This is a genomic window from Pedobacter aquatilis, assembly GCF_030409415.1.
In the GTDB taxonomy this organism is placed as follows: domain Bacteria; phylum Bacteroidota; class Bacteroidia; order Sphingobacteriales; family Sphingobacteriaceae; genus Pedobacter; species Pedobacter aquatilis.
Window position 1 is genome coordinate 53,489 of the sequence record NZ_JAUFPW010000026.1, and the last position, 25,075, is coordinate 78,563.

At 35.1% G+C, this 25,075-nt stretch carries 17 protein-coding genes; 8 read left to right on the forward strand and 9 right to left on the reverse strand.

Annotated elements, in window-relative coordinates; translation table 11 throughout:
• Positions 1–30 precede the first annotated feature (30 nt).
• From QWY86_RS10635 to QWY86_RS10650, 4 genes are all read right to left on the reverse strand, one after another.
• Entirely contained in the window at positions 31–1,515 is a 1,485-nt protein-coding gene (locus QWY86_RS10635) for a RagB/SusD family nutrient uptake outer membrane protein (protein ID WP_290241830.1), read from the reverse strand.
• A gap of 20 nt (positions 1,516–1,535) precedes the next feature.
• Positions 1,536–4,610, reverse strand: coding sequence for a SusC/RagA family TonB-linked outer membrane protein (locus tag QWY86_RS10640; protein ID WP_290241832.1), 3,075 nt, complete (start codon positions 4,608–4,610; stop codon positions 1,536–1,538).
• A gap of 117 nt (positions 4,611–4,727) precedes the next feature.
• Positions 4,728–8,867 carry a hybrid sensor histidine kinase/response regulator transcription factor gene (locus QWY86_RS10645; protein WP_290241834.1) on the reverse strand — a complete coding sequence of 1,380 codons (4,140 nt, stop codon included), beginning with the start codon at positions 8,865–8,867 and terminating at the stop codon, positions 4,728–4,730.
• Positions 8,868–9,002: 135 nt separating this feature from the next.
• A complete protein-coding gene (locus QWY86_RS10650; RefSeq protein WP_290241836.1) occupies positions 9,003–9,188 on the reverse strand; it encodes a CsbD family protein in 186 nt (61 codons plus the stop codon).
• Between the two features lie 197 nt (positions 9,189–9,385).
• Here QWY86_RS10650 and QWY86_RS10655 point away from each other — a divergent pair, with 197 nt between their 5' ends.
• Both QWY86_RS10655 and QWY86_RS10660 read left to right on the forward strand, forming a co-directional pair.
• Positions 9,386–12,481 carry a SusC/RagA family TonB-linked outer membrane protein gene (locus QWY86_RS10655; protein ID WP_290241838.1) on the forward strand — a complete coding sequence of 1,032 codons (3,096 nt, stop codon included), beginning with the start codon at positions 9,386–9,388 and terminating at the stop codon, positions 12,479–12,481.
• Positions 12,482–12,498: 17 nt separating this feature from the next.
• A complete protein-coding gene (locus QWY86_RS10660; RefSeq protein WP_290241841.1) occupies positions 12,499–13,863 on the forward strand; it encodes a RagB/SusD family nutrient uptake outer membrane protein in 1,365 nt (454 codons plus the stop codon).
• A gap of 72 nt (positions 13,864–13,935) precedes the next feature.
• Here the strand turns inward: QWY86_RS10660 and acs are convergent, their stop codons facing one another.
• Positions 13,936–15,834, reverse strand: a complete 1,899-nt coding sequence (acs, locus tag QWY86_RS10665; RefSeq protein WP_290241843.1) for an acetate--CoA ligase — start codon at positions 15,832–15,834, stop codon at positions 13,936–13,938.
• A gap of 212 nt (positions 15,835–16,046) precedes the next feature.
• Here acs and rpmB point away from each other — a divergent pair, with 212 nt between their 5' ends.
• The 5 genes from rpmB (at position 16,047) to rimO (ending at position 19,237) form a co-directional block, all read left to right on the forward strand.
• Entirely contained in the window at positions 16,047–16,280 is a 234-nt protein-coding gene (gene rpmB, locus QWY86_RS10670) for a 50S ribosomal protein L28 (protein WP_231464193.1), read from the forward strand.
• Between the two features lie 44 nt (positions 16,281–16,324).
• On the forward strand, positions 16,325–16,507 hold the full coding sequence (rpmG, locus tag QWY86_RS10675) for a 50S ribosomal protein L33 (protein WP_010599807.1): 183 nt from the start codon (positions 16,325–16,327) through the stop codon (positions 16,505–16,507).
• 81 nt (positions 16,508–16,588) lie between these two features.
• A complete protein-coding gene (locus tag QWY86_RS10680; RefSeq protein WP_010599808.1) occupies positions 16,589–16,744 on the forward strand; it encodes a DUF4295 domain-containing protein in 156 nt (51 codons plus the stop codon).
• 86 nt (positions 16,745–16,830) lie between these two features.
• On the forward strand, positions 16,831–17,793 hold the full coding sequence (ftsY, locus tag QWY86_RS10685) for a signal recognition particle-docking protein FtsY (protein WP_290241867.1): 963 nt from the start codon (positions 16,831–16,833) through the stop codon (positions 17,791–17,793).
• A gap of 115 nt (positions 17,794–17,908) precedes the next feature.
• A complete protein-coding gene (rimO, locus tag QWY86_RS10690; protein ID WP_290241869.1) occupies positions 17,909–19,237 on the forward strand; it encodes a 30S ribosomal protein S12 methylthiotransferase RimO in 1,329 nt (442 codons plus the stop codon).
• A gap of 74 nt (positions 19,238–19,311) precedes the next feature.
• Here the strand turns inward: rimO and QWY86_RS10695 are convergent, their stop codons facing one another.
• The 4 genes from QWY86_RS10695 to QWY86_RS10710 form a co-directional block, all read right to left on the reverse strand.
• Positions 19,312–19,653, reverse strand: a complete 342-nt coding sequence (locus QWY86_RS10695) for a hypothetical protein (protein WP_290241871.1) — start codon at positions 19,651–19,653, stop codon at positions 19,312–19,314.
• Between the two features lie 332 nt (positions 19,654–19,985).
• On the reverse strand, positions 19,986–20,966 hold the full coding sequence (locus tag QWY86_RS10700; RefSeq protein WP_290241873.1) for an NAD(P)H-dependent glycerol-3-phosphate dehydrogenase: 981 nt from the start codon (positions 20,964–20,966) through the stop codon (positions 19,986–19,988).
• Between the two features lie 215 nt (positions 20,967–21,181).
• Positions 21,182–22,522, reverse strand: coding sequence for an efflux RND transporter periplasmic adaptor subunit (locus tag QWY86_RS10705; RefSeq protein WP_290241875.1), 1,341 nt, complete (start codon positions 22,520–22,522; stop codon positions 21,182–21,184).
• Between the two features lie 117 nt (positions 22,523–22,639).
• A complete protein-coding gene (locus tag QWY86_RS10710) occupies positions 22,640–23,989 on the reverse strand; it encodes a TolC family protein (RefSeq protein WP_290241877.1) in 1,350 nt (449 codons plus the stop codon).
• An 80-nt stretch (positions 23,990–24,069) separates the two neighbouring features.
• On the opposite strand from QWY86_RS10710, the gene QWY86_RS10715 reads away from it, so the two are divergent.
• Positions 24,070–24,699 carry a polysaccharide deacetylase family protein gene (locus QWY86_RS10715; RefSeq protein ID WP_290241879.1) on the forward strand — a complete coding sequence of 210 codons (630 nt, stop codon included), beginning with the start codon at positions 24,070–24,072 and terminating at the stop codon, positions 24,697–24,699.
• The last annotated feature ends 376 nt before the right edge of the window (positions 24,700–25,075 follow it).

A 25,075-nucleotide genomic window follows, 5' to 3' on the forward strand; every position in this document is an offset into this window, starting at 1 on the left:
CCAATCAGACATTAATTGACTCCTATCAATTTAATAACCAGGATTTTGTTTTAAAGTTCCTGCAGAAGCATCAACCTCTCCTTGTGGTATTGGATACAGGTAATGCTTATCCTGAAAGTTTTTGCCTTTTGAAGTCATAACTGCTTTTGCAATTTTCCAACGTTTTAAATCGAGCATACGTTGAGATTCAAAACCAAGCTCAACTCTACGTTCAGATATAAGCCAGTTTTTAATTTCTTCTTTATTTGTTGATGCTGCTCTATCTGGTAAAGTTCCGGCAGGTGGGATAACGCCTAATGCACTTGTACTCGTTCTGGCTCTTGCTCTGATTTGATTAATGATTGCAACCGCATCAGCATATTGCCCTAATTCATTTTGAGCTTCTGCTTTCCATAATAAAACATCAGCAAAGCGAATGTAGATTTTATTGTTGGCCGCATCATCATTGCCCTTATTTGAGCCATTAGTACTACCCAATAATTTATTTACATTTTGATTTGGAGCATCTACCGTATAAAGTTTTCTTGGATCATTTGCTTCAAAGGCGTTCAAGAAATCGGTGCTTGGCGCAAAGAATCCCCATCCCAGTGGAGCACAAATACCATTACCCTTTAATGGGTTTTGATTACTTTGATGATCATAACAGAAGATAACTTCGTTTTCTGCAAATTCTTTGGTTTGATTAAAACTATCGAAGTAATTAGCATTTAAGCCGTAGAAACCAGTAGCTTGAAGTTCATTAACATTTGTAACTACATCAGCCCATTTTTCGGTGTATAATGCGCTTTTAGCAAGCAAAGCGATTGCAGAACCTCTGTTTGCTCTCCATCTTTCGGTAGCAGAACTATACTTTGCATTAGGCAATAAACCTTTTGCTAAGGTTAAGTCAGATTTGATTTTATCCCAAACGACGTTTTTATCTGCCTTAACTGCTACATCAAAGGCTTCTTGATATGTACTAACTGGTTTTAAAATCAATGGTATATCGCCAAAATTGGTAACTAAAGAAAAATAATAATACGAACGCAGGAAATAAGCTTCGCCTAATAATTGATTTTTACGAGCGGTTGTGATACCTGTAATGGCTTCAATATCTGATTTGGTTAATAACTCAATCGCGATATTTAAACGCTTAATGCCTTCGTAATTGTATTTCCATAATCCGTTAGGACCGCCATTTGTAGAGGTAAATGTAAAATTATTTACATCGTCCATCCACGGCTGGTCTCCATCCGGATTCCATTTTTTCTCCATATCATCAGAAGCAATATCTTGTAAAACCAAATCATTTTGAAAAACAAGACCACCCGACCAATCCCATTGGGCTAAAATGTTAAGTCTGTTTGATAATAATTGATATGCTGAATTTACAGAATTTTCTACCGTACCTAAAGTTGGCGTAGAATTAACCTGCTCTAGTGTTGTTAGGCCGACAGCTTCGGTAGTAAGTTGTTTCTTACAACCTGTAATGGTTACAAAACCTATTGTTGCAGTTATTAATAATATTTTTTTCATAATACTTTTCTAAAAAAGGTTTATAAATTAATTTTTAAACCAAGGATAAATGCCTTTGATTGCGGATAAGTTCCTTTATCAATTAATGACGTAGATTCAGGATCTAAGCCTGTATAATCAGTAATTGTAAATAAGTTTTGGCCCGAAGCATATAAGCGAACATTTTTTACACCGATTTTTTTAACATCGAATGTATATCCAACCTCAATATTTTTCAACCTTAAATACGATGCATCCTCAACAAAAACACTTGATACATTTCCACCGCCATTATTGTTAAATGTTAAACGAGGTAAAGTATTACTTGTTCCAGGACCATTCCAGCTATCCAAAACGGAAGTCATGGAATTGAAAGGGCGACTATCGAAATTTATAATCTGTTTCAAATCATTATAACGATCTACATCCTGAACCTCTTGAAGCAAGAATGAAAAGTCGAATTTTTTATATGATGAAGAGAAAGCTAAACCGTACGCAAACTTTGGTATCGGATTACCGATAAACGTTCTGTCATCAGCATTTATTTGTCCATCGCCGTTTAAATCTTTGAATTTAATATCACCAGGTAAAGTACCATTAGCATTGGAGAATAAATGACTGCTTACTTCTGCCGGTGTTTGGTAAATACCATCGAACACTAATCCATAATATGAGCTAATCGGTCTTCCTACTTCAGTTTTAGTATGCGTAGCATCATCAATAATATTCTTAACAAATTCCTGTAATTTATTTACACGGTTGGTTAAGGTTGCAATATTTGCGTTTACATTATATTTAAAAGCACGATCTCTGTTCTGGAAATTTAAGCCAAATTCAAAGCCTTTATTTGTAACTTCTCCGGCATTTACATAAGTTCTATCAATTACACCAACCGATACCGCTGGTAAGCCGACCGTTAACAAGATATCATCTGTTTTCTTATTGAAATAATCGGCAGTAAAAGATAGTTTGTTCTTTAAAATACCAAAGTCGATTCCAATATTTGTTTGGGTTGTAGTTTCCCATTTAACATCTGGGTTACCATAACGAACAACGTTAACAATGCCACCAGATTCTGAAACCAAAGTTTGATAAGTGTTATTAGGAATCTCTTGATTTCCTGCCTGTCCCCAGCTTCCTCTAAGTTTAAATTCAGAAATCCATTTAACATCCTTAAGGAAATTTTCTTGAGAAATCATCCATCCTGCCGAAACAGAAGGGAAATATCCCCATTTATTACTCGGACCAAAACGAGATGAACCATCGGCCCTTAAAGTTGCAGTTGCAAAATATTTACCATCGTAATTGTAAGATGCACTACTAAAAAATGAAACCAAATTAAACTGACTGGCAGAACCAGAATTATAAATATTAGTTAAGCTTCCATAATCTAAATATTGAAATCCTGAACTACTTTTATCAAAATTTTGTCTGCTACCGCCAATTGCTGATGATTTGCTGGAGATACTTTCGGCACCGATTAAGAAATTTACATTATGCTTCTCAGCGAAGGTTTTTACGTAGTTTAAGGTGTTTGTAAAAGTAAAATTCATTACTTCTCCCCTATTCTCATCTAAATTATTTGGTTTATTGTTTCTTCCTTTACCTGGATACAATTCATCAGGGTTGTTATCGTTATCATCTCCATAGTTCTGCGCAAAGTTTTTATTGTGTGAGAAACTGATGTCCACACCAACACTTGAGCGGAATGTTAAAGATTTATCACCTAAGAAAGCATATTCTCCATAAATATTTCCAAAAGTTTGAAAGGTTTTACGCTTATCATTAGTAAAGTTTACAATCGCGATTGGATTAGAACTAAATTCAAAATTTTTATCCCAGCCATTATTATTACCTGTGTAAAAAGGCAAATCGGTATATGGATTTGCGGCAGAATAAGTTGGGTCGTTTACATTTTTAAATACGCCCAAAACCGGTGGACGTAATAAAGCATGACGAATTACACCCGGAACATCGCCACTTGAGGATAGTTTATCTTGCTTGGCAAAACTTAATTGAAGATTTGTACCAACTTTAAATCTATCTGTAACATTAGCATTCACATTAGATCTGAAGTTAAAGCGCTCATAACCATCGTGATTTTGAACCACAATACCATCTTGCTTGTAATAACCGGTTGATATTAAATATTGTACATTATCAGAACCACCATTTACTGAGGCTTGCAAGTTGGTAGACTTACCTGTTTCGAATAATTCATCTAACCAATCCGTATCGGCCAAATCCGTTCTGCTTCTTGCCGCCTGATATGGGCTTACCGCATTTGCGGCGTTGCCCAAAGTATTATGCCAAGCTCTATCTTTAACCGTTAAATATTGATCAGCATTAAGCATTTTTGGCAGATTTGTAGCCTGATAAAACCCTCTAAAGTAATCGACATTAACATTTGCCTTACCTTTTGTTCCACTTATTGTAGTTATAATTACCACACCATTGGCAGCTCTTGACCCATAAATTGCACTTGCAGCGGCATCTTTTAAAACCGTCATTGATTTTACATCGCCTTGATTTAGAAATGATATATCACGAGTTGGAACACCATCAATAACATATAGTACATCATTATTTCCTAAAGTTCCTTCACCTCTAATCCTGATTTTAATTCCATCGCCGGGTGCACCTGTATTTGCTGCAACAAATACACCTGCAACCTGTCCTTGTAGTGCCTGCGCAACATCGGGAATTCTGGTTTTTTGCAAATCATTCATATCAACTGTTGCAACCGAACCAGTAATCGATGCTTTCTTTTGAGAAGTATAACCTACAACTACAACATCATCTAATGCTTGTGAAGAAGGTTTTAATGCTACATTTAAACTACCACCGTTAGTATTTAGCGTTATTGCATTATAACCTATGTAATTAAAAGTTAAGGTTTGTGCGCCGCCAGCTTGCAGTGTTAACACATAAATTCCATCCTCGTTTGTAGTTGTTTTGTTTTGAGTATTGGTTTGAGCAACCACAACACCCGGCAAAGGTTGATTGGATTCATCGGTAACTTTCCCTGTTACTTTAGTTTGGGCATAACTTGTAAAACCGGTTATAACTAAAAACAAGAAAGCCAACAATCCATAGGTACGTCTGTTTTTTTCCATTTGATTTATATTTGATTAGTACACAAATATAGACCAGCGGTAGTGCAACATTAGTACACTATATTAACATTTTAGTTCACTATTGTTGCAAATGGTTAAAAAAAACAGCGTTTTTACTTATAAAGTTTCTTTATCCAAAATTCCTTCGTGTTGTTTCTGCCGATAATCATTTGGTGCAAAATGATATATTTTTTTAAACTCTCTAAAGAAATAAGACTTATTATTAAAGCCTGTTTTATAAAAAATTTCGGATACGTTGAGCGTAGAATTTTGCAATAAAACGGCGGCGTGTTTTAAGCGTATTCTTTTAATAAATTCAGAAGGAGTCATCCCTGCCAAGGTTTTAAGTTTACGATAAAGTTGCATTTTGCTGATACATAAAGCAGCTTCCAATTTAGAAGCATCCAAATCAGATTCGGCAAGATTATCTTCAACAGCTTTTACAAGTGCGTTTAAAAATTCTTTGTCTCCCTGCTCTAAATCTACATCTACAAAGTGATTATTAATATTTCCGTCTTTAATCAAACTATTCATCCGGTTACGATAATCTAACAATTTACGTACCCGCATTAGCAAATAATTAACATGAAAAGGTTTTGGAATGTAAGCATCTGCACCAGTTTCATACCCCTCAGTTTTATGCTCTTCACTCCCCTTTGCAGAGAGGATAATAAAAGGTATATGGCAAGTTGCAGGTGCGGTTTTAACATATTTGCACAGCTCCAAACCATCCATTTGCGGCATCATAACATCACTTATAATAATATCTGGCGTATTGTTTTTTAGAAAATCCATTGCGGCCAAACCATTTTCAGCTTCGTAAACTATATAATATTCGCTCAAGATATTTTTGATTAGAAACCGCAGCGCAACATCATCTTCAACAATCAATACCGCATGTTCTGCATTTTGTTTCAATGTATCAATTAATGCAGCTTTATTATTTTGTTCAACAGAAGCAGAAATTTCATTTGCATAAGGTTTTAAGATAGATTCGAAAAGGTATGATGGAGCCGATGCAATTACTTCATTTTCCTTTCCTTCTATAACTTGTTTTAAATTCAGTTTAAAGCTAAATGTAATCCAACCTTTATTTAAAGATGCAGTAATGGTTCCATTCATAATCGAAATTAATTCTTTTATAAAAGCCAAACCGATACCGGAATTAAACTTTTCGAATTGAGCTTCTACACCAACCTGAAATTCTTGGAAAATATTATCCAGGTCGCTTTCCTTTAATTTACAGCCTGAGTTAGAAACCACAATTTCAAGCACTTTATTATTCTCGTTGTAAAGTGCCTTAAATATTATTGATTCGTTATTTCCCGCATGTTTAAAAGCATTTGATAGAAGATTAAATAGTACTTTCTCAAACTTATCTTTATCGATAAAACCTGCAATAGATTGCTGTATATCACGGCTGTATTGTTGATTGTTTTTTTCGGATACCGGAATGAATAACTTTGATAAACCATCCAATAATTTCGTGATGTCGAAATAATCTTCATTGCTTTTTAAGTAACCCGCTTCGGCTCTTCTAAATTCTAATAATTGCTGCACCAAATAGGTAAGCCTTGCGGTATGCTGATGAACAAGCGATAGAAAGTAATTCTTGTCCTTCGGTTTCTCTACCTCTACATTCTTCTGCATAATATGTTCTACCGAACCCATTATCAACGTTAAAGGTGTTTGAATCTCGTGTGCAATGTTAGTAAAAAAATTAATCCTTTGGCGATGGGTTTCTTCGTCCTTTTGCCTGAATAAATATTCTCTTTCAAGCTTAAATTTCATCTCCAGCTTATTTTTTCTGTATAGATGAAACGCATAACCACCAAATATCAAGAGGAGAAAATATGTTAAATAAGCAGGGAGTGTTAGCCAAAAATATTGTTTTACGATGATGTTTAATGCGATGATATCCTGAGTCCAAATCCCTTCACCATTACTCCAGCGAACCATTAATTTATACTTACCTGCCGGGATATTATAGTATGCGATTTCTCCATTTGTACCTGTATAGCGCCATGTATTATCCAAACCCTCCAGTTTATATGCAAATTCGTTTTTTGATGCGTTGAAATAATTTAATGCATTAAAAGAAAACTGAAAAAAATTATTTTTCCTGTCTAACGTAAATGTTTCAGCATTTTCATAAATAGATTTTACAATAAGATATTGATTATTTTCGAATTTGATTCCGCCCATTTGTAGGTCGGTTATCAGGAGATTTGGTTGTGTTTTGTTTTCTACAATATCTTGTGGCATGAAATAATTAAAACCATAAATCCCTCCAAATAAGAGGTTTCCGGTTTTAGATTTAAGCACAGCACCATCACTAAACTCATTACTTTGTAAACCATCGCTATGCTGGTAATTTGCAATGCTATTATTTACTGGATTTAACTTTGCTAATCCTTTACTCGTACTGAGCCAAATATTGCCTTTATTATCTTCGTTAATGGCATGAATGGTATTGTTGGGCAAACCTGTTTCAGTTGTTATTTTTGAGAATTTAGGTTTTTCTTTTAACGATTCTGATTTACTCAAGTAGTTTAAACCATAGCTTGTACCTACCCATAATCTATCATTTTTATCATAAAACAAAGATAAAACATCACTGTGCGATAAACTTCCATCGTAACCCGAAGCCTTATAAGTTCTGAATTTTTGCGTTTTCTTGTTTAGCACACTTAAACCGCCATATCTACAGGCAATCCACAACCTACCATCATTTCCATCTGCAAGTGCATAAATAATATCATTTGCTGGTCCACCCTTCCCTGTTTCCGAAGAATAGTATTGCTTAAATTTCTTTATAGAAATGGTTGCATTTGCATTTCTTTCTACCTTTAGGTGAATTAAACCGTATCCACTCGTTCCAATCCATATAGAACTGTCTTTATCCTGAATAATCGTGTAAACGGATTTAAAATCTGGCAATTTCGATGTGCCTCTAATACCTTTCCAACTAAAGGTTTTAGCCGTTTTCTGGTCATATATCGAAATTCCTTTCCCATCAGTACCAATGTAAATTAGTTGGTCTAAACCTCGTTTTATAGCAAATACAGAGTTATTCTCTAAACCATTATTTAAGTCGATTTTTCCATTTCTGGCAATCTCATTTCCCTTTTTCCAAAAATCATTAAAAATCAATATTCCACTACCTTTTGTTCCTACCCACAGGTTATCATCAACTTCTGTAAATGCTCTAATTGGTTTATTTATATTGCTGTTATTTAACTTGGTTACCAAACCAAATAAATTTTCTTTAGGATATATTTGAATTAAACCATTTCCATCTGTTCCGAGCCACAAAATTTTGTTTTGCGTAACATTTAATGCTGTAATTCTTAAGTTTTCTAATAAATGTGATTCCTTTTTTAACAATTCCGTTTCCTTAAAATCTACATCATATACGCTAATACCCTGATTCTCCCAGGCAACTACATAGCTATTTTGATAGTAACATATTGCTTTGATTTTTTTATGAGAAATATTAATCTGATGATTTTGGTTATCATCACCTGCCAAAAAATGGCTATCGTTGTTAAGGGAATAAATTAGCTTACCATTAACCAGAAAAAAATTATTAATTCCGATTGATGAAGCATATTTTTTTACTATTGTGAGTTTATCATGAAAGGTGTTAGCAATTATTAATTCACCTTTTTTATTAAGATAATATAGTGATTTTCCGTTAAAACACATTTTTACTATGCCTTCGTTCCCACCGAAATAATGATAACGCTCAAACTTATCATCTTTAACATTATATTTTGTTAAATTCCCATCTGCTGAATAGCAAAAAACAGCTCCGTTGCTATTTACAACCAGTTCATATTGATTTTCGCTAACTTTTTGATTATTAGTATTACGGTAAAAATATCTGTAAAACTTACCACTAATTTTATTGTAACGAGAAATACCGCCAATGGTATTTATCCAGATGTTTTTATGCGTATCCTCATTAATAGATTGAATAACATTGCTACCAATACTGCTTTTAGCTTTTGCGATGTTATGATTGTAAACACTAAATTTTGTTCCATCATACCGATTTAAACCATCCCAGGTTCCTATCCATAAAAGCTGATCTGTATCTACAAAAATACTGTTTATAGAACTATTTGATAATCCATTTCTGTTATCTAACTGTTGGTAATAAAATGATACCTCTGCGTTATTTTTCTTTGCCTGAACAAAAGAATACGTAAAAGCAGAAAAACATATGCTAAATAGTAGCCACACCTTACTCATAAAAAATTCAAATATTTGGATAGATAACTATAGGATGCCTATAAATCTAAAGAAAATATTTAAGGAGGAAGCCACAATATACAAAAACAGGCAACCAAAATTGATTGCCTGTTTCTAAAATCATTAAAATAAATTCTACAAAGAATTAATCCATTTAACAAGTTCATCTCTTCCCTTGCCGGTTTTTTGCTGAAGCTTACCTAATAACTCGTCGTCTTTTCCTTCTTCATGCTTCAAATCATCATCCGTTAAATCTGCATATGTCTGTTTAACTTTCCCTTTTATCTCATTCCATTTTCCCTTTAATTCTAACTTATCCATTTTATTATTATTTATATGTTATTAATTAATGCATTCATAATTATAACCCACCAATCGAGAGTTTGTTTACAAAATCTATAAAATTTCGCTTAGTCATTGATAATTTAAACAAATTAGGAATGATATTTCTCGTAATTTTGTTACATTACAGCTTCATTTCCTATCAATTAAACTTTATTAACTAAACTAACAATTTGATGAAAAAACTACTATTAAGTTTCTTTTTGTCCTTTTGCGTTATTTTTTCTGTTTTTGCACAAGACAGAACAATTAGCGGAAAGGTAACTTCTGGCACAGGTGAGCCTCTGCCTGGAGTAAGCGTGTACGTTAAGGGAACACCATCTAACGGTACACAAACTAATGCATCTGGCGATTACAAATTAACTGTTGCCCAGAACGCAACTACACTCGTCTTTACCTTTGTCGGTTATAAAACCAAAGAACTTGCAATTAGAGGTGCAAGTGTAAATGCAAGCCTGGATGAAGATAATACAACCTTAACCGATGTGGTTGTGGTAGGTTACGGAACGCAAATCAAGAAAGATTTGACTGGCTCTGTAGCGTCTGTAAAAGCTAAAGATTTAGAAAATTTGCCTGTAACAACCTTTGAACAAGCTTTGCAAGGTAAAGCTTCAGGTGTTTTAATTTCTGCACAAAATGGAAAGCTTGGGCAAGGTATAACTGTGAGGGTTAGGGGTGCGGCATCAGTTACAGCTGGTAGCGAACCTTTATATGTTGTTGATGGTATTCCAATTACCTCTGGAGATTTTTCTGGAACTACGGCTCCGACAAGTGCTTTGGCAGATATTAATACTAATGATATCGAATCGATTGAGGTTTTAAAAGACGCTTCCGCATCAGCTATATATGGCGCTAGAGCATCAAACGGAGTTGTATTAATTACTACTAAACAAGGTAAAGTTGGTAAAACAAGCATCACTTTTAGTGCTTTAGGAGGTGTCAGCACACCTTCAAACCACAGAGATTTCATGGATGCACAACAATACGTACAGATTTTAAGAAGAGCTGGAGATGGAGCTGCAAACCAAGACTTTTTAAATGGAGATTATCCAACTTTAGCCGCAGCAAAAGCTGATTATGCAACAATAGTTGAAAATAGGCTTTTACGATATTCGGCTGGTAATACAGATTATCAAACATTCAAAGTAAATACAAATTGGGAAAGGGAAGCGTTTCAAAACGATCCAATTACTCAACAATATGATTTGAACTTAACTGGCGGCAATGAAAAAACCAAATTCTACATTGGTGGCCAAGCAATGGATCAAGATGGTATTATTGTTGGCAATAGCTACAAGCGTTACAGCGGAAGATTAAATTTAACAAATAAGGTGACTGATTTCATTGAATTAGGTGTGAATGTAAACTTCTCAAACAGTATAAATAATAGACTATCAAACGATAATGCGTTCTCAAGTCCATTGCAAGCTGTTGCGTTGTCTCCGATCACGCCTTTTATCGATCCAAGATCTGGTCTAATTAGTGGTACATTACCAGGAGCTGCGACTAATTATCCTGTATATTATAATCCATTCATTGGTATTGATAACGCATCTTATAAAGCAACAGTTTACCGTACAATCGGTAAAGCTTTTGCTAATGTCAATATTGCTAAGGGCTTGAAGTTTACTTCAGAATTTTCAATTGACAACTTAAACCAAAATGAGGAAGCTTATTATGGCGCTTTGACTTTTAGAAATACTGGAACATCAAACGGAGATGGCGTAAACATTTCAACATTTGTAATGAATTCGAATACGAACAACTTTTTCAGCTATAATACAAGCTTTGGAGAAAAAAGCAAGTTCGATGCTATTTTGGGTACAAGTTATCAGAAATCGACAACTAAATACAGCACAATTGAAGGACAAGATTTCCCAAGTGATGCTTATATAAAACTTGGTAGTGCGGCTACTAAAGTTACAGCCACAAGCAATGAAGGTGCTTTTAGTTTCTTATCATACTTTTTCAGAGCCAACTATAAATATAATGATCGATATTTAATTGGCGTGAGCGTAAGAGCTGATGGTTCATCCCGTTTCGGAGCAAATAATAAATATGGTTATTTCCCGGCAGGTTCATTGGGCTGGATTATGTCTGAAGAAGATTTTCTTAAAGATAGCGAAACCGTAAGCCTACTAAAGATTAGAGCAAGTTATGGTTTAACTGGTAATGCCGAAATCGGAAATTATTCTGCGAGAGGATTATTTAGCGGAACAGGCGCTTACGGTGGTTCTGCAGGTCAAATACCATCTCAAATTGCCAATCCTGATTTAACCTGGGAAAAAACAACGCAGTTAGATTTAGGTTTGGATTTTGGTATTCTTAAAAATAGAATTTCTGGTTCATTTGACTATTATAAAAAGAAAACAACAGAACTTTTATTAAATGTTCCAATTCCGCAAACAACAGGTTTTGCTGTAAAAACTCAAAATTTAGGAAAACTAGAAAACAATGGTTTCGAATTAGGAATTAATTCTGAAAACTTTGTAGGTGCATTCAAATGGTCGACGGCAATAACTGCATCAATAAACAACAATAAGATTACCGATTTGGGTGGACAAGTATTAAACTCGAATGAAATTAACGCTGCAGTTAGCGGACAGCCAATTGGTGTATTTTATTTACCAGAATACGCTGGTGTAAATCCGGCCAATGGTGATGCGACTTATTATAAAAACACAGTTCTTCCAGGTGGTAATATCGATAGAACAATAACAAATGATATTAACCAAGCACAAAGAATCTTCGCAGGGAATCCAAATCCAAAGTATTTATTTGGCTTTAACAATACCTTCTCTTTGAAGGATTTTGATTTAGGTGTTTTCTTCCAAGGTGTAACTGGCAATAAAATTTTTAATGCAGGTGGTCAATACATGAGTGCAAGTGGTTCAAATGGTTATGATAACCAAACTGCAGACCAAAGTGCTTATTGGAATGCTCCTGGTGATGTTACACTAGTTCCTGAACCTCGTTTGTTTTACGCAAATGGAACAGGAAATTCTACAAGATATTTATCTGATGGTTCTTATGTACGTTTAAAAACATTGTCGTTAGGCTATACTTTTCCGTCTAGTATCTTAACTAAAATTAAGCTTAGTAAATTAAGAATATTTGCAACAGCCCAAAACTTACTTACTATTACAGGTTATAAAGGCTGGGATCCTGAGGTTAATGCAGATTATCAATCAACAAATATCAACCAAGGTGTTGATTTTTATTCAGCTCCACAGCCAAGAGTTATTTCTTTCGGTTTAAACATTGGCCTATAATTTAAATGAGAATCATTATGAAAAAGACATATATATATAATTTAATTCTCGCATCAACTTTGCTTGCAGCAGTATCATCTTGTAAGAAAGCATTAGAATTAAATCCTGTTGATACAATAGAACAAGGTCAGGCACTACTTACGTCAAAAGATGTTGAAGTTGCCCTTGTTGGAAGTTATTCTGCATTAGGAAGCAGAAATTTTTATGGAGGTCGCCCCTTTTTAATGGCTGATTTCTTAGCAAATACAGACGCGATAGAATGGTATGGCACTTATGAGGAATTGACTCAAACTATAAATAAATCCTTATTAAAAACAAACACCTTCGTAAACAATGTTTGGTCTGCTGGTTATACTGCAATAAATGATGCAAACAATGTGCTAGCAGCCATTTCTAAAGTAGATGCTGCTAAGAAGAACAAAGTAGAAGGAGAAGCAAAATTTATACGAGGAGCAGCATATTTCGATTTAGTAAGATTATTTGGTAAAGCTTACAATGATGGCAGCCCTACATCAAATTTGGGTGTGCCAATCATATTAACACCAACTACAGCAATTACAGAAGCAAGTTATGTAACCAGAGCTACTGTTGCTGCAGTTTACACACAAGCTATCGCTGATTTAACTGAAGCTGAAGCTAAGTTGCCGGCGACTAATGGATTTTTTGCAACAAAATTTTCTGCAGCAGCAATGCTGGCAAGAGTTTACTTACAGATGGGCAATTATGCAGCAGCGGCAGCAGCAGCCAATCGCGTAATTACGTCTGGTAACTATAGCTTAACATCAACCTATCTTGATGCATTTCCTAGTATGGGTTCAACTCCAGGAGTAAATACAACTGAAGATGTTTTTGCAATGCAGGTTACAACATTAACTGGTTTCAACGGATATAACGAATTTTATGGTTCGTCGAGTTATGGAGGTAGAGGCGATGCCGTTATATCTCAAACCTGGATAGACAATAATTATGTTGCGGGAGATGACCGACTTAATGCTTTTTATGATGACGGCGATATGTTTACATCAAAATATGCTAACGTTTATGGAAATGTTCCGGTTATAAGATTGGCTGAAATGTATTTAGTTAGAGCTGAATGTAATGCTCGTTTGGCACCCGCCGCACCAGTTGGGGGTAGAACACCTTTGCAAGATTTAAGTGTTGTTAGAAGTAGAGCTGGTTTAACAACTACGACTGTAACTTTAGCGAACATTCTTAACGAGAGAAAATTAGAACTTGCTTTTGAAGGTTTTGCTTTGCACGACGCTAAAAGAACGCAAACCAACATTGGTTCATTAGCCTGGAATTCAAATTCTTTAGTATTTCCAATTCCGCAGAGAGAAATGGATGCTAACAAAAATTTGACTCAAAATCCAGGATATTAGAAAATTTCTCTTTAACAAAAAATGCCTTCCGAAATATTTCGGGAGGCATTTTTATTTATAAGCCAATTAGGTTTACTTCAAATTCTTCGAAGCTTCAATAATTTCCTCCACAACAGCTGGATCTAAAAGTGTAGAAGTATCACCCAAATTCGAAGTATCGCCTTCGGCTATTTTACGTAAAATACGACGCATGATTTTACCAGAGCGTGTTTTAGGTAAACCTGAAACAAATAATATTTTATCTGGTTTGGCTATTGCGCCAATAACTCTTGTCACAGTTTGCAAAATATCTTTCTTGGTTAATTCTGCTTCACCATGCATTTCAGGATTAATAACAAAAGCATAAATCCCCTGCCCTTTTACATCATGCGGATAACCAACAACCGCACTTTCTACAACACCAGCATGCATGTTAATTGCATTTTCTACCTCTGCAGTACCAATTCTATGTCCGGAAACGTTTAAAACATCATCTACTCGACCGGTAATTCTATAATAACCATCCTTATCACGCAAACAGCCATCACCAGTAAAATAAAGATTTTCGTAGGTAGAGAAATAAGTTTGTTTACAGCGTTCGTGGTCGCCATAAGTAGTTCTAAGCATGCCTGGCCAAGGGAATTTTATGCAAAGGTTTCCACTTACATCATTACCTTCAATTTCCTTTCCGTTTTCATCAACCAAAATTGGTTGAATCCCCGGTAATGGCAAAGTTGCATAACTAGGTTTTGTTGGTGTAACTGTAGCAATTGGCGAAATCATAATTCCACCGGTTTCTGTTTGCCACCAGGTATCAACAATTGGTGCTTTGCTTTTGCCTATTTTTTCATCAAACCAATGCCATGCTTCCTCATTAATTGGCTCACCAACAGAACCTAAAACTCTAATCGAACTTAAGTCTTTCCCATTTAATGGGTCATCACCAAAACTCATTAGAGAACGAATAGCTGTTGGAGCTGTATAAAGTGTATTCACTTTGTGTTTTTCTACAATATCCCAAAAACGAGAAGGACTTGGATAAGTTGGAATACCCTCGAACAGAACCGAAGTTGCCCCTTGAGAAAGCGGACCATAAACGATGTATGAGTGACCAGTAATCCAACCAATATCTGCGGTACAGAAATAGACTTCATCAGGCTGATAATTAAACACGTTTGTAAATGTGTAACCCGCATAAACCATATAGCCACCGCAAGTATGCACAACGCCTTTAGGCTTGCCAGTTGAGCCCGAGGTATACAAAATGAATAGCATATCCTCTGCATCCATTTCTTCGGCTTCACAAACATCGTTTACGTGTTTTACTTCATCTTCCCACCAAACATCTCTTCCTTTCAACATCGAAACCGGTGTACGAACATGTGTTAAAACAATACATTTTTCAACAGTAGGGCAACCAATTAAGGCATCATCAATCACATCTTTAAGTGGAATTTGTTTATTTCCACGATAAGCACCATCGGCAGTAATAACCAGTTTACATTGCGAATCGTTAATTCTATCGGCAATAGATTTTGCAGAAAAACCACCAAAAATTACAGAGTGCACCGCCCCAATTCTGGCACAAGCTAAAACTGCAATGGCCAGTTCTGGAACCATTGGCATGTAAATGCAAATACGATCACCTTTTTTAGCCCCGTTTCTCTTTAAAACATTTGCAAAACGGCAAACGCGTTCGTGCAACATTTTATAAGTATAGGTTACAGATTCTTCCTCTGGATTATTCGGCTCCCAGATAATGGCAGGTTTATCGCCGTTTGTAGCTAAATGCCTGTCTAAACAATTTTCAGTTATATTTAATTTTGCGCCTTCAAACCATTTAATGTTTGGTTCTTCGAAATTCCAGGACAGCACTTTAAACCAAGGTTTCCGCCATTGAAAGTTTTGTGCAACTTCTCCCCAAAATTGTTCGGGGTTTTCTACGCTCTTCTTATAATCTTCTTCGTATTGTTTAAAGGATGTAATTTGCATTGCTCGTTTATATCTTTGTTAGTATCGGCTAATTTAATGAAATAATAGTAACGATAAATGTTGAAATCGTATCAAAATGAATATGGCAAGCGGAAATAAAAAATATATGAAAAATTTTAGCCACGCTCTTGCTGTTTACAATTATTATTCAGATATTTGCACACTCTTAAAAAAATTAAGCGGACGATATTTAACAACTATATTTACAAGTCATGTCAAGAGTTTGTGATTTAACAGGAAAAAAGGCAATGGTAGGTAATAACGTTTCACACTCAAACGTTAAAACTAAACGCAAATTTTATCCTAATTTGAAACTTCAGAAATTTTATATCCCTGAAGAAGACCGTTGGATTACGTTGAAAGTTTCTACTTCAGCGATTAAAACCATCAATAAAGTGGGTATCAACGAGGCGATTAATCGTTTCGTTAAAAAAGGATTTTTGTAAAAAACATTAACTGTTGAGATTAACAGTTTACAATTTATATTAAAATGGCAAAAAAAGGTAACAGAGTTCAGGTTATTTTAGAATGTACTGAGCATAAAGAAAGTGGCATGCCAGGTATGTCTAGATATATTTCTACAAAGAACCGTAAAAACACTACTGAGCGTTTAGAATTGAAAAAATTCAACCCAGTATTGAGAAAAGTAACCGTACACAAAGAGATAAAATAATTGATAATTAGATTGATTTAATGGCTGATTAAATTCACTCATTCTAACATTCTCCAATTCAATCATTAAAATTATAAGAACATGGCAAAGAAAGTAGTTGCAACCCTTAAAACAGGTACAGGTAAAGAATATTCGAAAGTGATTACAATGGTTAAATCACCAAAAACTGGTGCTTACTCATTCAAAGAACTTATCGTACACAACGACCACGTAAAAGATGCTATTGCATCTAAATAAGGTTAATATTTTTTAATATTGATAAAAATATTAAAGGCCGTTCCGTTTTAACCGGAAGGGCTTTTTTTGTTATATAAAATTTTAATATGGGTTTATTCGATTTTTTCAAAAAGAAAGAAACTGCACCTGAAGCTCAGGAAGCTTTAGACAAAGGTTTAGAAAAAACTAAAGATGGTTTTTTTAATAAAATAACTAAGGCTGTTGCAGGTAAATCTTCTGTTGATGATGAAGTACTCGATAATTTGGAGGAAGTTCTGGTAACTTCTGATGTTGGCGTAAAAACCACATTAAAAATTATTGGTAGAATTGAAGAACGCGTAGCCCGCGATAAATACCTTTCTACTTCCGAATTAAACTTTTTGCTTCGTGATGAAATTCAATTATTGTTATCTGAAAATAACAGCAATGATTTTCGTCAGTTTGAATACGGCGACCATAAACCATATGTGATTATGGTTGTGGGTGTAAATGGCGTTGGCAAAACGACAACGATTGGCAAGCTTGCCCACAAATTAAAAGAAGCAAATTTAAAGGTTGTTTTAGGGGCCGCTGATACATTTCGTGCCGCTGCTGTAGACCAAATTAAACTTTGGGGCGAAAGAGTTGGCGTGCGTGTTGTTGCGCAGGCAATGGGTTCTGATCCAGCCTCTGTAGCTTTCGATACTTTACAATCGGCTGTAGCCAATAACGAAGATGTGGTAATTATTGATACCGCCGGTCGTTTACATAATAAAATTGGTTTGATGAACGAGCTTGGTAAAATTAAGCAGGTTATGCAAAAAGTTGTACCAAATGCGCCGCATGAAATTTTATTGGTTCTGGATGCTTCAACCGGGCAAAATGCTTTTGAACAATGCAAGCAATTTACTGAAGCTACTGATGTAAATGCCTTGGCCATAACAAAATTAGATGGTACAGCTAAAGGCGGCGTCGTAATCGGTATTTCAGACCAGTTTAAAATTCCGGTAAAATATATTGGTGTTGGCGAGAAAATAGGCGATTTACAGCTTTTTGATAAGAAGGAATTTGTAAATAGTTTGTTTAAGTAATAACACGGTCGTCATTGCGAGGCACGAAGCAATCTTTTAGTTTTTTATGAGATTGCTTCGTGCCTCGCAATGACGTGGTGTAAAAAAGCATTATAGTATAGATTAAGTGTAAAAGATGAATACCAAAACAATAAAAAAATCACCTATTAAACAGCCTAAAATCAATGTGATTACATTAGGTTGCTCTAAAAATATTTACGATTCTGAAGTATTGATGGGCCAGTTGCGTGGCAATAACCTAAACGTTATGCACGAATCTGATAAGATGGGCAAAGATGATATTGTAGTAATCAATACCTGCGGTTTTATTGATAATGCAAAGCAAGAGTCTATTGATACAATTTTGCAGTTCAGCGAACTTAAAGAAGCTGGTAAAATTAGCAAGGTGGTTGTTACCGGTTGCCTATCCGAGCGCTACAAGCCAGAATTAGAATCAGAAATTACTAACGTTGATGCTTTTTTTGGTACTAACGATTTACAAAACATCTTACACGAACTTGGTGCAAACTACAAGCATGAATTAATCGGCGAACGTTTACTAACTACACCATCGCACTTTGCATATTTTAAAATTGCCGAAGGTTGTAACCGCCCGTGTTCATTTTGTGCTATTCCGCTGATGCGTGGAAAACACATGAGCAAGCCAATGGAAGAATTGGTTAACGAAGCTAAGATTTTAGCAAAAAACGGTACTAAAGAACTTATTCTTATCGCTCAGGATTTAACTTACTACGGTTTAGATTTATACGGCGTTCGCAAATTGGACGAGTTGATGCGCCGACTATCTGATGTTCCGGGTATTGAATGGATTCGTCTACAATATGCTTATCCTTCAGGTTTTCCAATGGAGATTTTAGATGCCATGAATGAGCGTGAAAACATCTGTAAATATCTGGATATGCCTTTACAACACATTACAGATAACATGCTAAAATCGATGCGTAGAGGAACCACAAAACAAAAAACGATCGATTTAGTAAACCAAATTAGAGATAAAGTGCCGAATATCGCCATGCGTACAACACTCATTTGTGGTTACCCGGGCGAAACACAGCAAGATTTTGAAGAAATGGCCGCTTGGGTTGAAGAAACTAAATTTGATCGTTTAGGCTGCTTTACCTATTCCCATGAAGAAAAAACACATGCACACACTTTAGTTGACGATGTACCTGAAGAAGTTAAGCAACAACGCGTTGATGAAATTATGGAAATTCAGCAAGGCATTTCATTTGATATTAACCAGGAAAAAGTTGGTAAAACCTTTAAAGTTTTAGTTGATAAAAAAGAAGGCGATTTCTTTGTAGGCAGAACAGAATTTGATTCGCCTGAGGTTGATAATGAAGTTTTAATTGATGCAAGCACAGGTTATGCCGCAAACGGAAGTTTTGTTAACGTGAATATAGATAGAGCAGAAGATTTCGATTTATACGGAACGATTGTTTAATAATATTTACGCAATTATTTTGTACAAAAAAGCAGCTTAATGTAAGCTGCTTTTTTGTTATAATGCTAATCCAATTAATTTTTTGGCTCTGGCCTGTTTTTAATCTGACTAGCTTTTAACCATATTTTAGCGCCTTTTGCATTGACGTAATACTTTTCATTTTTTGAGTTAATGTAAACGTTTGATCCATCTGGTGCCATTTTGCCTTTCCAGGTTTTATCAGCCACTTTGGCCTCTCCTTTTACCGCAACCTCAGCAGTTTTATTGCCTACTGATTTAGCACCTTTCCCGATTGCTTTACCGGTTTGATCTAATGCTTTACCAACATCGGTTTTCTTTTCTTGAGCCTGAACACTAAGTGATAAACCTCCAAATAATGCGAGTGTTAATAGTCCTATTGCAAATTTCTTTTTCATAACGATTGATTTTATTTCCACTAATAACATTTGCTTTGGGCTTTTGTTTGGAATAGCAGCACCGCCAATTGTTAAATAAACCTAATTGAAGCGCTATCCTATTTTGTTGTACAATCTTTCAATTTGGAGGCCATTCATTGCAAAATAGATATTAGCGTAAAGTAGGACTATCGGAACCGATATGCAGAGCAATTGCTTTACAAATTTTTGAAGCGCAAAACCAGCAACTATTTTTAAAGGAAATTCCCGTGCTACGCTATATCCTTTCGCTACGCTGCAGGGATGCCGCTTTGCCCGGGGCTAAAAACAAAGTTATTGCAAGCAATTTTGCGCTAATTCAACTTCTCTGCTAAAAGTTTCATTTCTATAGAAGGCGATCGGTTCTCGTATAAAATGTTATGTACAGCCTTGCAGATTGGCATTTCTACGCCATAATCTTTGTTTTTTATGTGCATACATTTTGCGGCGTAATATCCTTCTGCAATCATATTCATTTCCAGTTGCGCAGATTTTACGGTATAACCCTTGCCTACCATATTGCCGAAAGTTCGGTTTCTGCTAAATTGAGAATAGGCAGTAACCAGTAGATCGCCCAAATAGGCCGACTCTTTAATGTCGCGGTTTATTGGGTGTACCGCATCTACAAACCGTTTAATTTCGCGAATGGCATTGCTTATTAATACCGCCTGGAAGTTATCGCCGTAGCCAATTCCATGACAAATTCCGCTTGCTACGGCATAAATATTTTTTAAAACAGCTGCATATTCTGTTCCGAAAATATCATCAGAAACATTAGTTTTGATGTACCGTGTATTCAAGAACGAAGCAAATGTTAAAGCATTTTCAATGTTGGTGCAGGCAATAGTTAGGTAAGAAAGCTTTTCAAAAGCAACTTCTTCTGCATGGCAAGGACCGCTCACCACCAAGATGTCATCGTAAGAAACATCGTATTTTTGGTGCAAAAACTCTCCAATAATCAGGTTATCTTCTGGCACAATGCCTTTTATGGCCGAAACAATTTTTTTACCCTTTAAATCTGCTGGACTTACATTTGCTAACGATTCTTTTAAAAACGCGGCGGGTACGTTTAAAACAATAAAATCGGCAGTGCTGATGATGCAATTAATATCAGAGGAAATATTGTTGGCAGGGAGTTTAATTTCTACAGAACTTATGTAATGCGGGTTGTGTTTAAATTTTTTAATATGTTCAATAGCATCGTTATTACGCATCCACCAAAAAATTTCTTTTTCGGTTAAATTATCAGAAAGCATTTTTACAATGGCAGTAGCCCAGCTCCCACCCCCTATCATAGCTATTTTTGGTAACATCAATATATAAAAAAAGGTTAAAGGTAAAAGGTGTAAGGTTTAAGCCTAAACGCAAACGCTTTAAACCTAAATCTTACACCTTAAAGCTGCAAGTTACTATTAATGGCAAATATTAAGGCAAAAAAAATAAAAGGCGTAAAGTGTAGGCACAAATATGTAACCTAAACCTTACGCCTTAAACCTTTTAGCTTAAAAAACTACTTCTTACCGTCTTTGCTAAATAATTGGTCTTTTGATGTTTTTTCTACAACCATACCGTCTTTTAACTTGCCTTGGATAGCAGAATAAGGGCCAGTTACAACTTCCTGGCCATTTTTTACACCGGTTTTAACAATTATAAATTGGTCGTTCTGAATACCTGTTGTTACTTCGGTTTGTTTAACTTTTTTGCTTGTCGCATCGTAAACATAAACGAATTGTTTTACAGTTTTATCTGATAACTTAGATTTCTGCTTATCGCTGTTTTCCTGGTTATTTGATTCTCCGTTATCGCCAGATTTATTTTTACTATCGGTAAATACTGCTTGTATTGGCACTGATAAGCCTTTTAATGATTCGCTTTCTATATCTACAGTTGCAGACATACCCGGACGGAAAATTGATTGTTGCTTACCAGATAATTCTTCAGTTATTCGAATTTTCACAGAGAAGTTAGTAACCTGATCTACAGAAGTAGAAGTTGTTGTTCCAACTGCTGTAGAAGAACTTGCAATTTCGGTAACCTCACCTCTAAATTTTTTATCAGAAAATGCATCAACTTCTATCGAAGCTTTATCTCCAACTTTAACACGGGTAATATCGTTTTCGTTTACATCAACATTTACTTCCATTGATGATAAGTTAGAAATACGCATAATCTCCGTACCAGCCATTTGCGAAGTACCTAAAATACGGTCGCCTAACTCTATTGAAAGTTTAGAAACTACACCATCAACAGGTGCATAAATAGTAGTTTTAGCAAGGTTTGCACCTGCTTCTTTTACATTTGCACCAGTTTGGTCTAAGGTAAATTTAGCACCAACAACATTTTCTTTAGCGCTTGCTAAATTTGCTTTTGCTGTTAAATACGCTGCCTTTGCCGCATCAAACTCCGAAACAGAAATCACCTTTTTATTAAACAATTCTACATTACGTTTATAGGTAGCTTCTGAATTTACAAAGTTTGCCTGGTTTTGGATAAGTTGTTGTTGTGCTGCTGCAACACTCGCTTTTTGAGCGTTAAATGATGCAACGGTTCTTTCATAACCTGATTGTAAAACATCTGGTCTAACCTTACAAAGTAATTGTCCGGCTTTAACAATATCACCCTCCTTAACCTTTAGCTCAACAACCTCACCCGAAACTTCAGAGCTTAGTTTTACTTCGGTTTCCGGCTGAATTTTACCACTTGCTGTTACAGTTTCGACAACTGTTCTTTCTGAAGCTTTTTCGGTCGTTATTTTTTCAGTTTTATTGCCACCAATAACGCCAGCAAGCCTTAATCCTACTAAAACAGCAAGGATAACGCCAATGGTAATTAGAATGTGTTTAAGTTTCATAATAATTTATTGTATTTCGTTTGTTTGTATTAAAGTTGTAATGTTGCAAAGTTGAAAGGTTTGGCTTTATGCTTAGTCTTTCTGCTTTAAGCTTTCAAATTTTTGCTTTCAGCTTAATTAAAAAGTTATCTGTTTCCCTAAATAGTAATCAATTACTTTAGCCCTAAAGATTAAATCATATTTCGCTAAAATGAAATCTATTTCGGCTCTGTTTCTATTGGTTTGAGCAGTACTATAATCTAAGGAGTTTACCAAGCCTTGCTCATACCTTAAATCAACTGCATAAAAGGCATCTTTTTGAGCCAGAAAAGCATTTTGAGTTGAAGAATATCTACTTTTTGCTGCAGTTAAATCTACCACTGCCTGATTGATTACTTTAATCAAATTATTTTTTGCTAATGCTTCATCAGTCTTGCGCTGCATTAAAGTAATTTTCGCCCTGCGAACATTTGAACGCGTTGAAAAACCATTAAAAATCGGAACTTGAATGCCCATGCTCACAAACTTTCCAAAGTTATCAGCTAACTGATCCGTTAAGCTAGAATTTTGACGAAATTGGCTTGCGTTAAATTGGTAATAGTAAGCAGACCCTAAACCTCCACCAAAAGAAATTTGAGGAAAGAAACTACCTTTTGCAACATTTACTGCTTTTTCAGCTGCTTTAGTGTAATTCCATGCTAATTTAATATCAGGAAATGTTTCCATCGCCTGTTTGTAAATATCGTCAGGTACGTAAGATGTTTTAACATTTTCAATTTCGTTAACCAATGGAGGCTGAACCTTGAAAGTCATTGGCGGCTGAATCTCCATCAACTGACCTAATGTTAAATATGAAACCGCCAATTGGTTTTGAGCATCTGTTACATTTAACTCTGCAGTTGCAGCCTGCGATTTCGCAAGTGAAATATCTGCAAGTGTTTTTGTACCGGCATCTAATAAAACCTGCTCACGTTTTAAAGTAGCATTTGCCACTTCTAATTGTTGCTGAGTCGCTTTAACCTGATCTTGATTATTTAAAACCTGAAGATAAGCCGTAACAACCTGTAAAATTAAATCGTTTTTAACTTTATCTACATTAGTTTTACTCGCATCCAGTAAAAACTTATTCTGTTTAATTTGATTAATTTTTGTACCACCGCCGAAAAGCGAAACGTTTGCATTAACGTTAGGATTTAAGTTATAATTCTGGGTATTTTCAAATAAACCCGAAACTTGCTGACTTCTACCCCATTGCATTGATTGATTAATACTTCCATTTACAGTAGGTAACAAAGCATTTTTCGACTGACGTAAATCTTCTTCGCTAATGGAAGCACTAAATGCAGCCTGTTTAATATTCAGGTTATTTTTAAGTGTGTTTTCAACTGCTTGTTCAATGGTAATAACATCTTGAGCTTTAACATTCTGACTAAAACTCAATGCAAACAACAATGCAGAACCGGTAATTAACTTATTTGTGGTAAACATCTTCATAATTTGTTTTTCAAATCTATATAAACAACTTTAATAATTTCAATCTATCAAGGCAATTATTACCTTTGAAAGCAATGTACCTTGTTAAATCGCCGCTTCTGCTTAAATGGTATTATCCATCATTATTATGGAATAAATCCCGAAAGGAAAAAGTTATTTATTTAACCTTTGACGATGGACCTATACCCAATGTTACAGATTTTGTATTAAAAACTTTAAAAGCCTTTAATGCAAAAGCGACATTCTTTTGTATTGGTGATAATATTTCAAAACATCCCGACGTTTTTGAAAGAATAAAAAACGATGGTCACGCTATTGGAAACCATACTTTTAATCACCTAAAAGGATGGATTACTGATGATAAAACCTATGTTGATAATTTTTTAAAATGCCAACAAATTACTCAAACTAATCTTTTTCGCCCCCCTTACGGAAGGATAAAAAAAAGTCAAGTCAAAAGCCTGAAATCCCAAATTCAAAGTCCAGACTCCGGACTAACAATCGTAATGTGGGATGTTTTAAGTGGCGATTTCGACATTAACCTTGCTCCTGAAAAATGCTATAAAAACGTAATAAAAAATACTCGCAATGGTTCTGTAATTGTTTTTCACGATAGTTTAAAAGCTTTCGACAGATTGCAATATGCATTACCAAAAGTTTTAAAGTATTTTGCTGATAAAGGTTTCGTTTTTTCATCACTGTAACCATCAGCCATAGTTATGCCATTATTGCTAACTATCCATTACTGATTTGAAAGACCGAATTTCTGAGAAATCACTAAAATCACCCGTCCGTAATTGAACATCACTGTTCGTTAGTGAACAATCATAAACTCATATAAATGATTACACTACGCAATGCTTGTAATACATTTCTATGGCTGATTTATGACTTTAAATTTACAGCAATTTTTCGTAGTTTAGAACAATTCCAAATTGCTTAATCGACTGCGTAAATTGCGGTTAAAGGTTGTTTTTTGCTATTTTTGTTTTGACTCAAGAAACATTGTTTTTTGACTAACCAACACAAATTAATACACAAAAACAGTAATTCTTTAAGCAAAAAGTAGGTGTATATTTA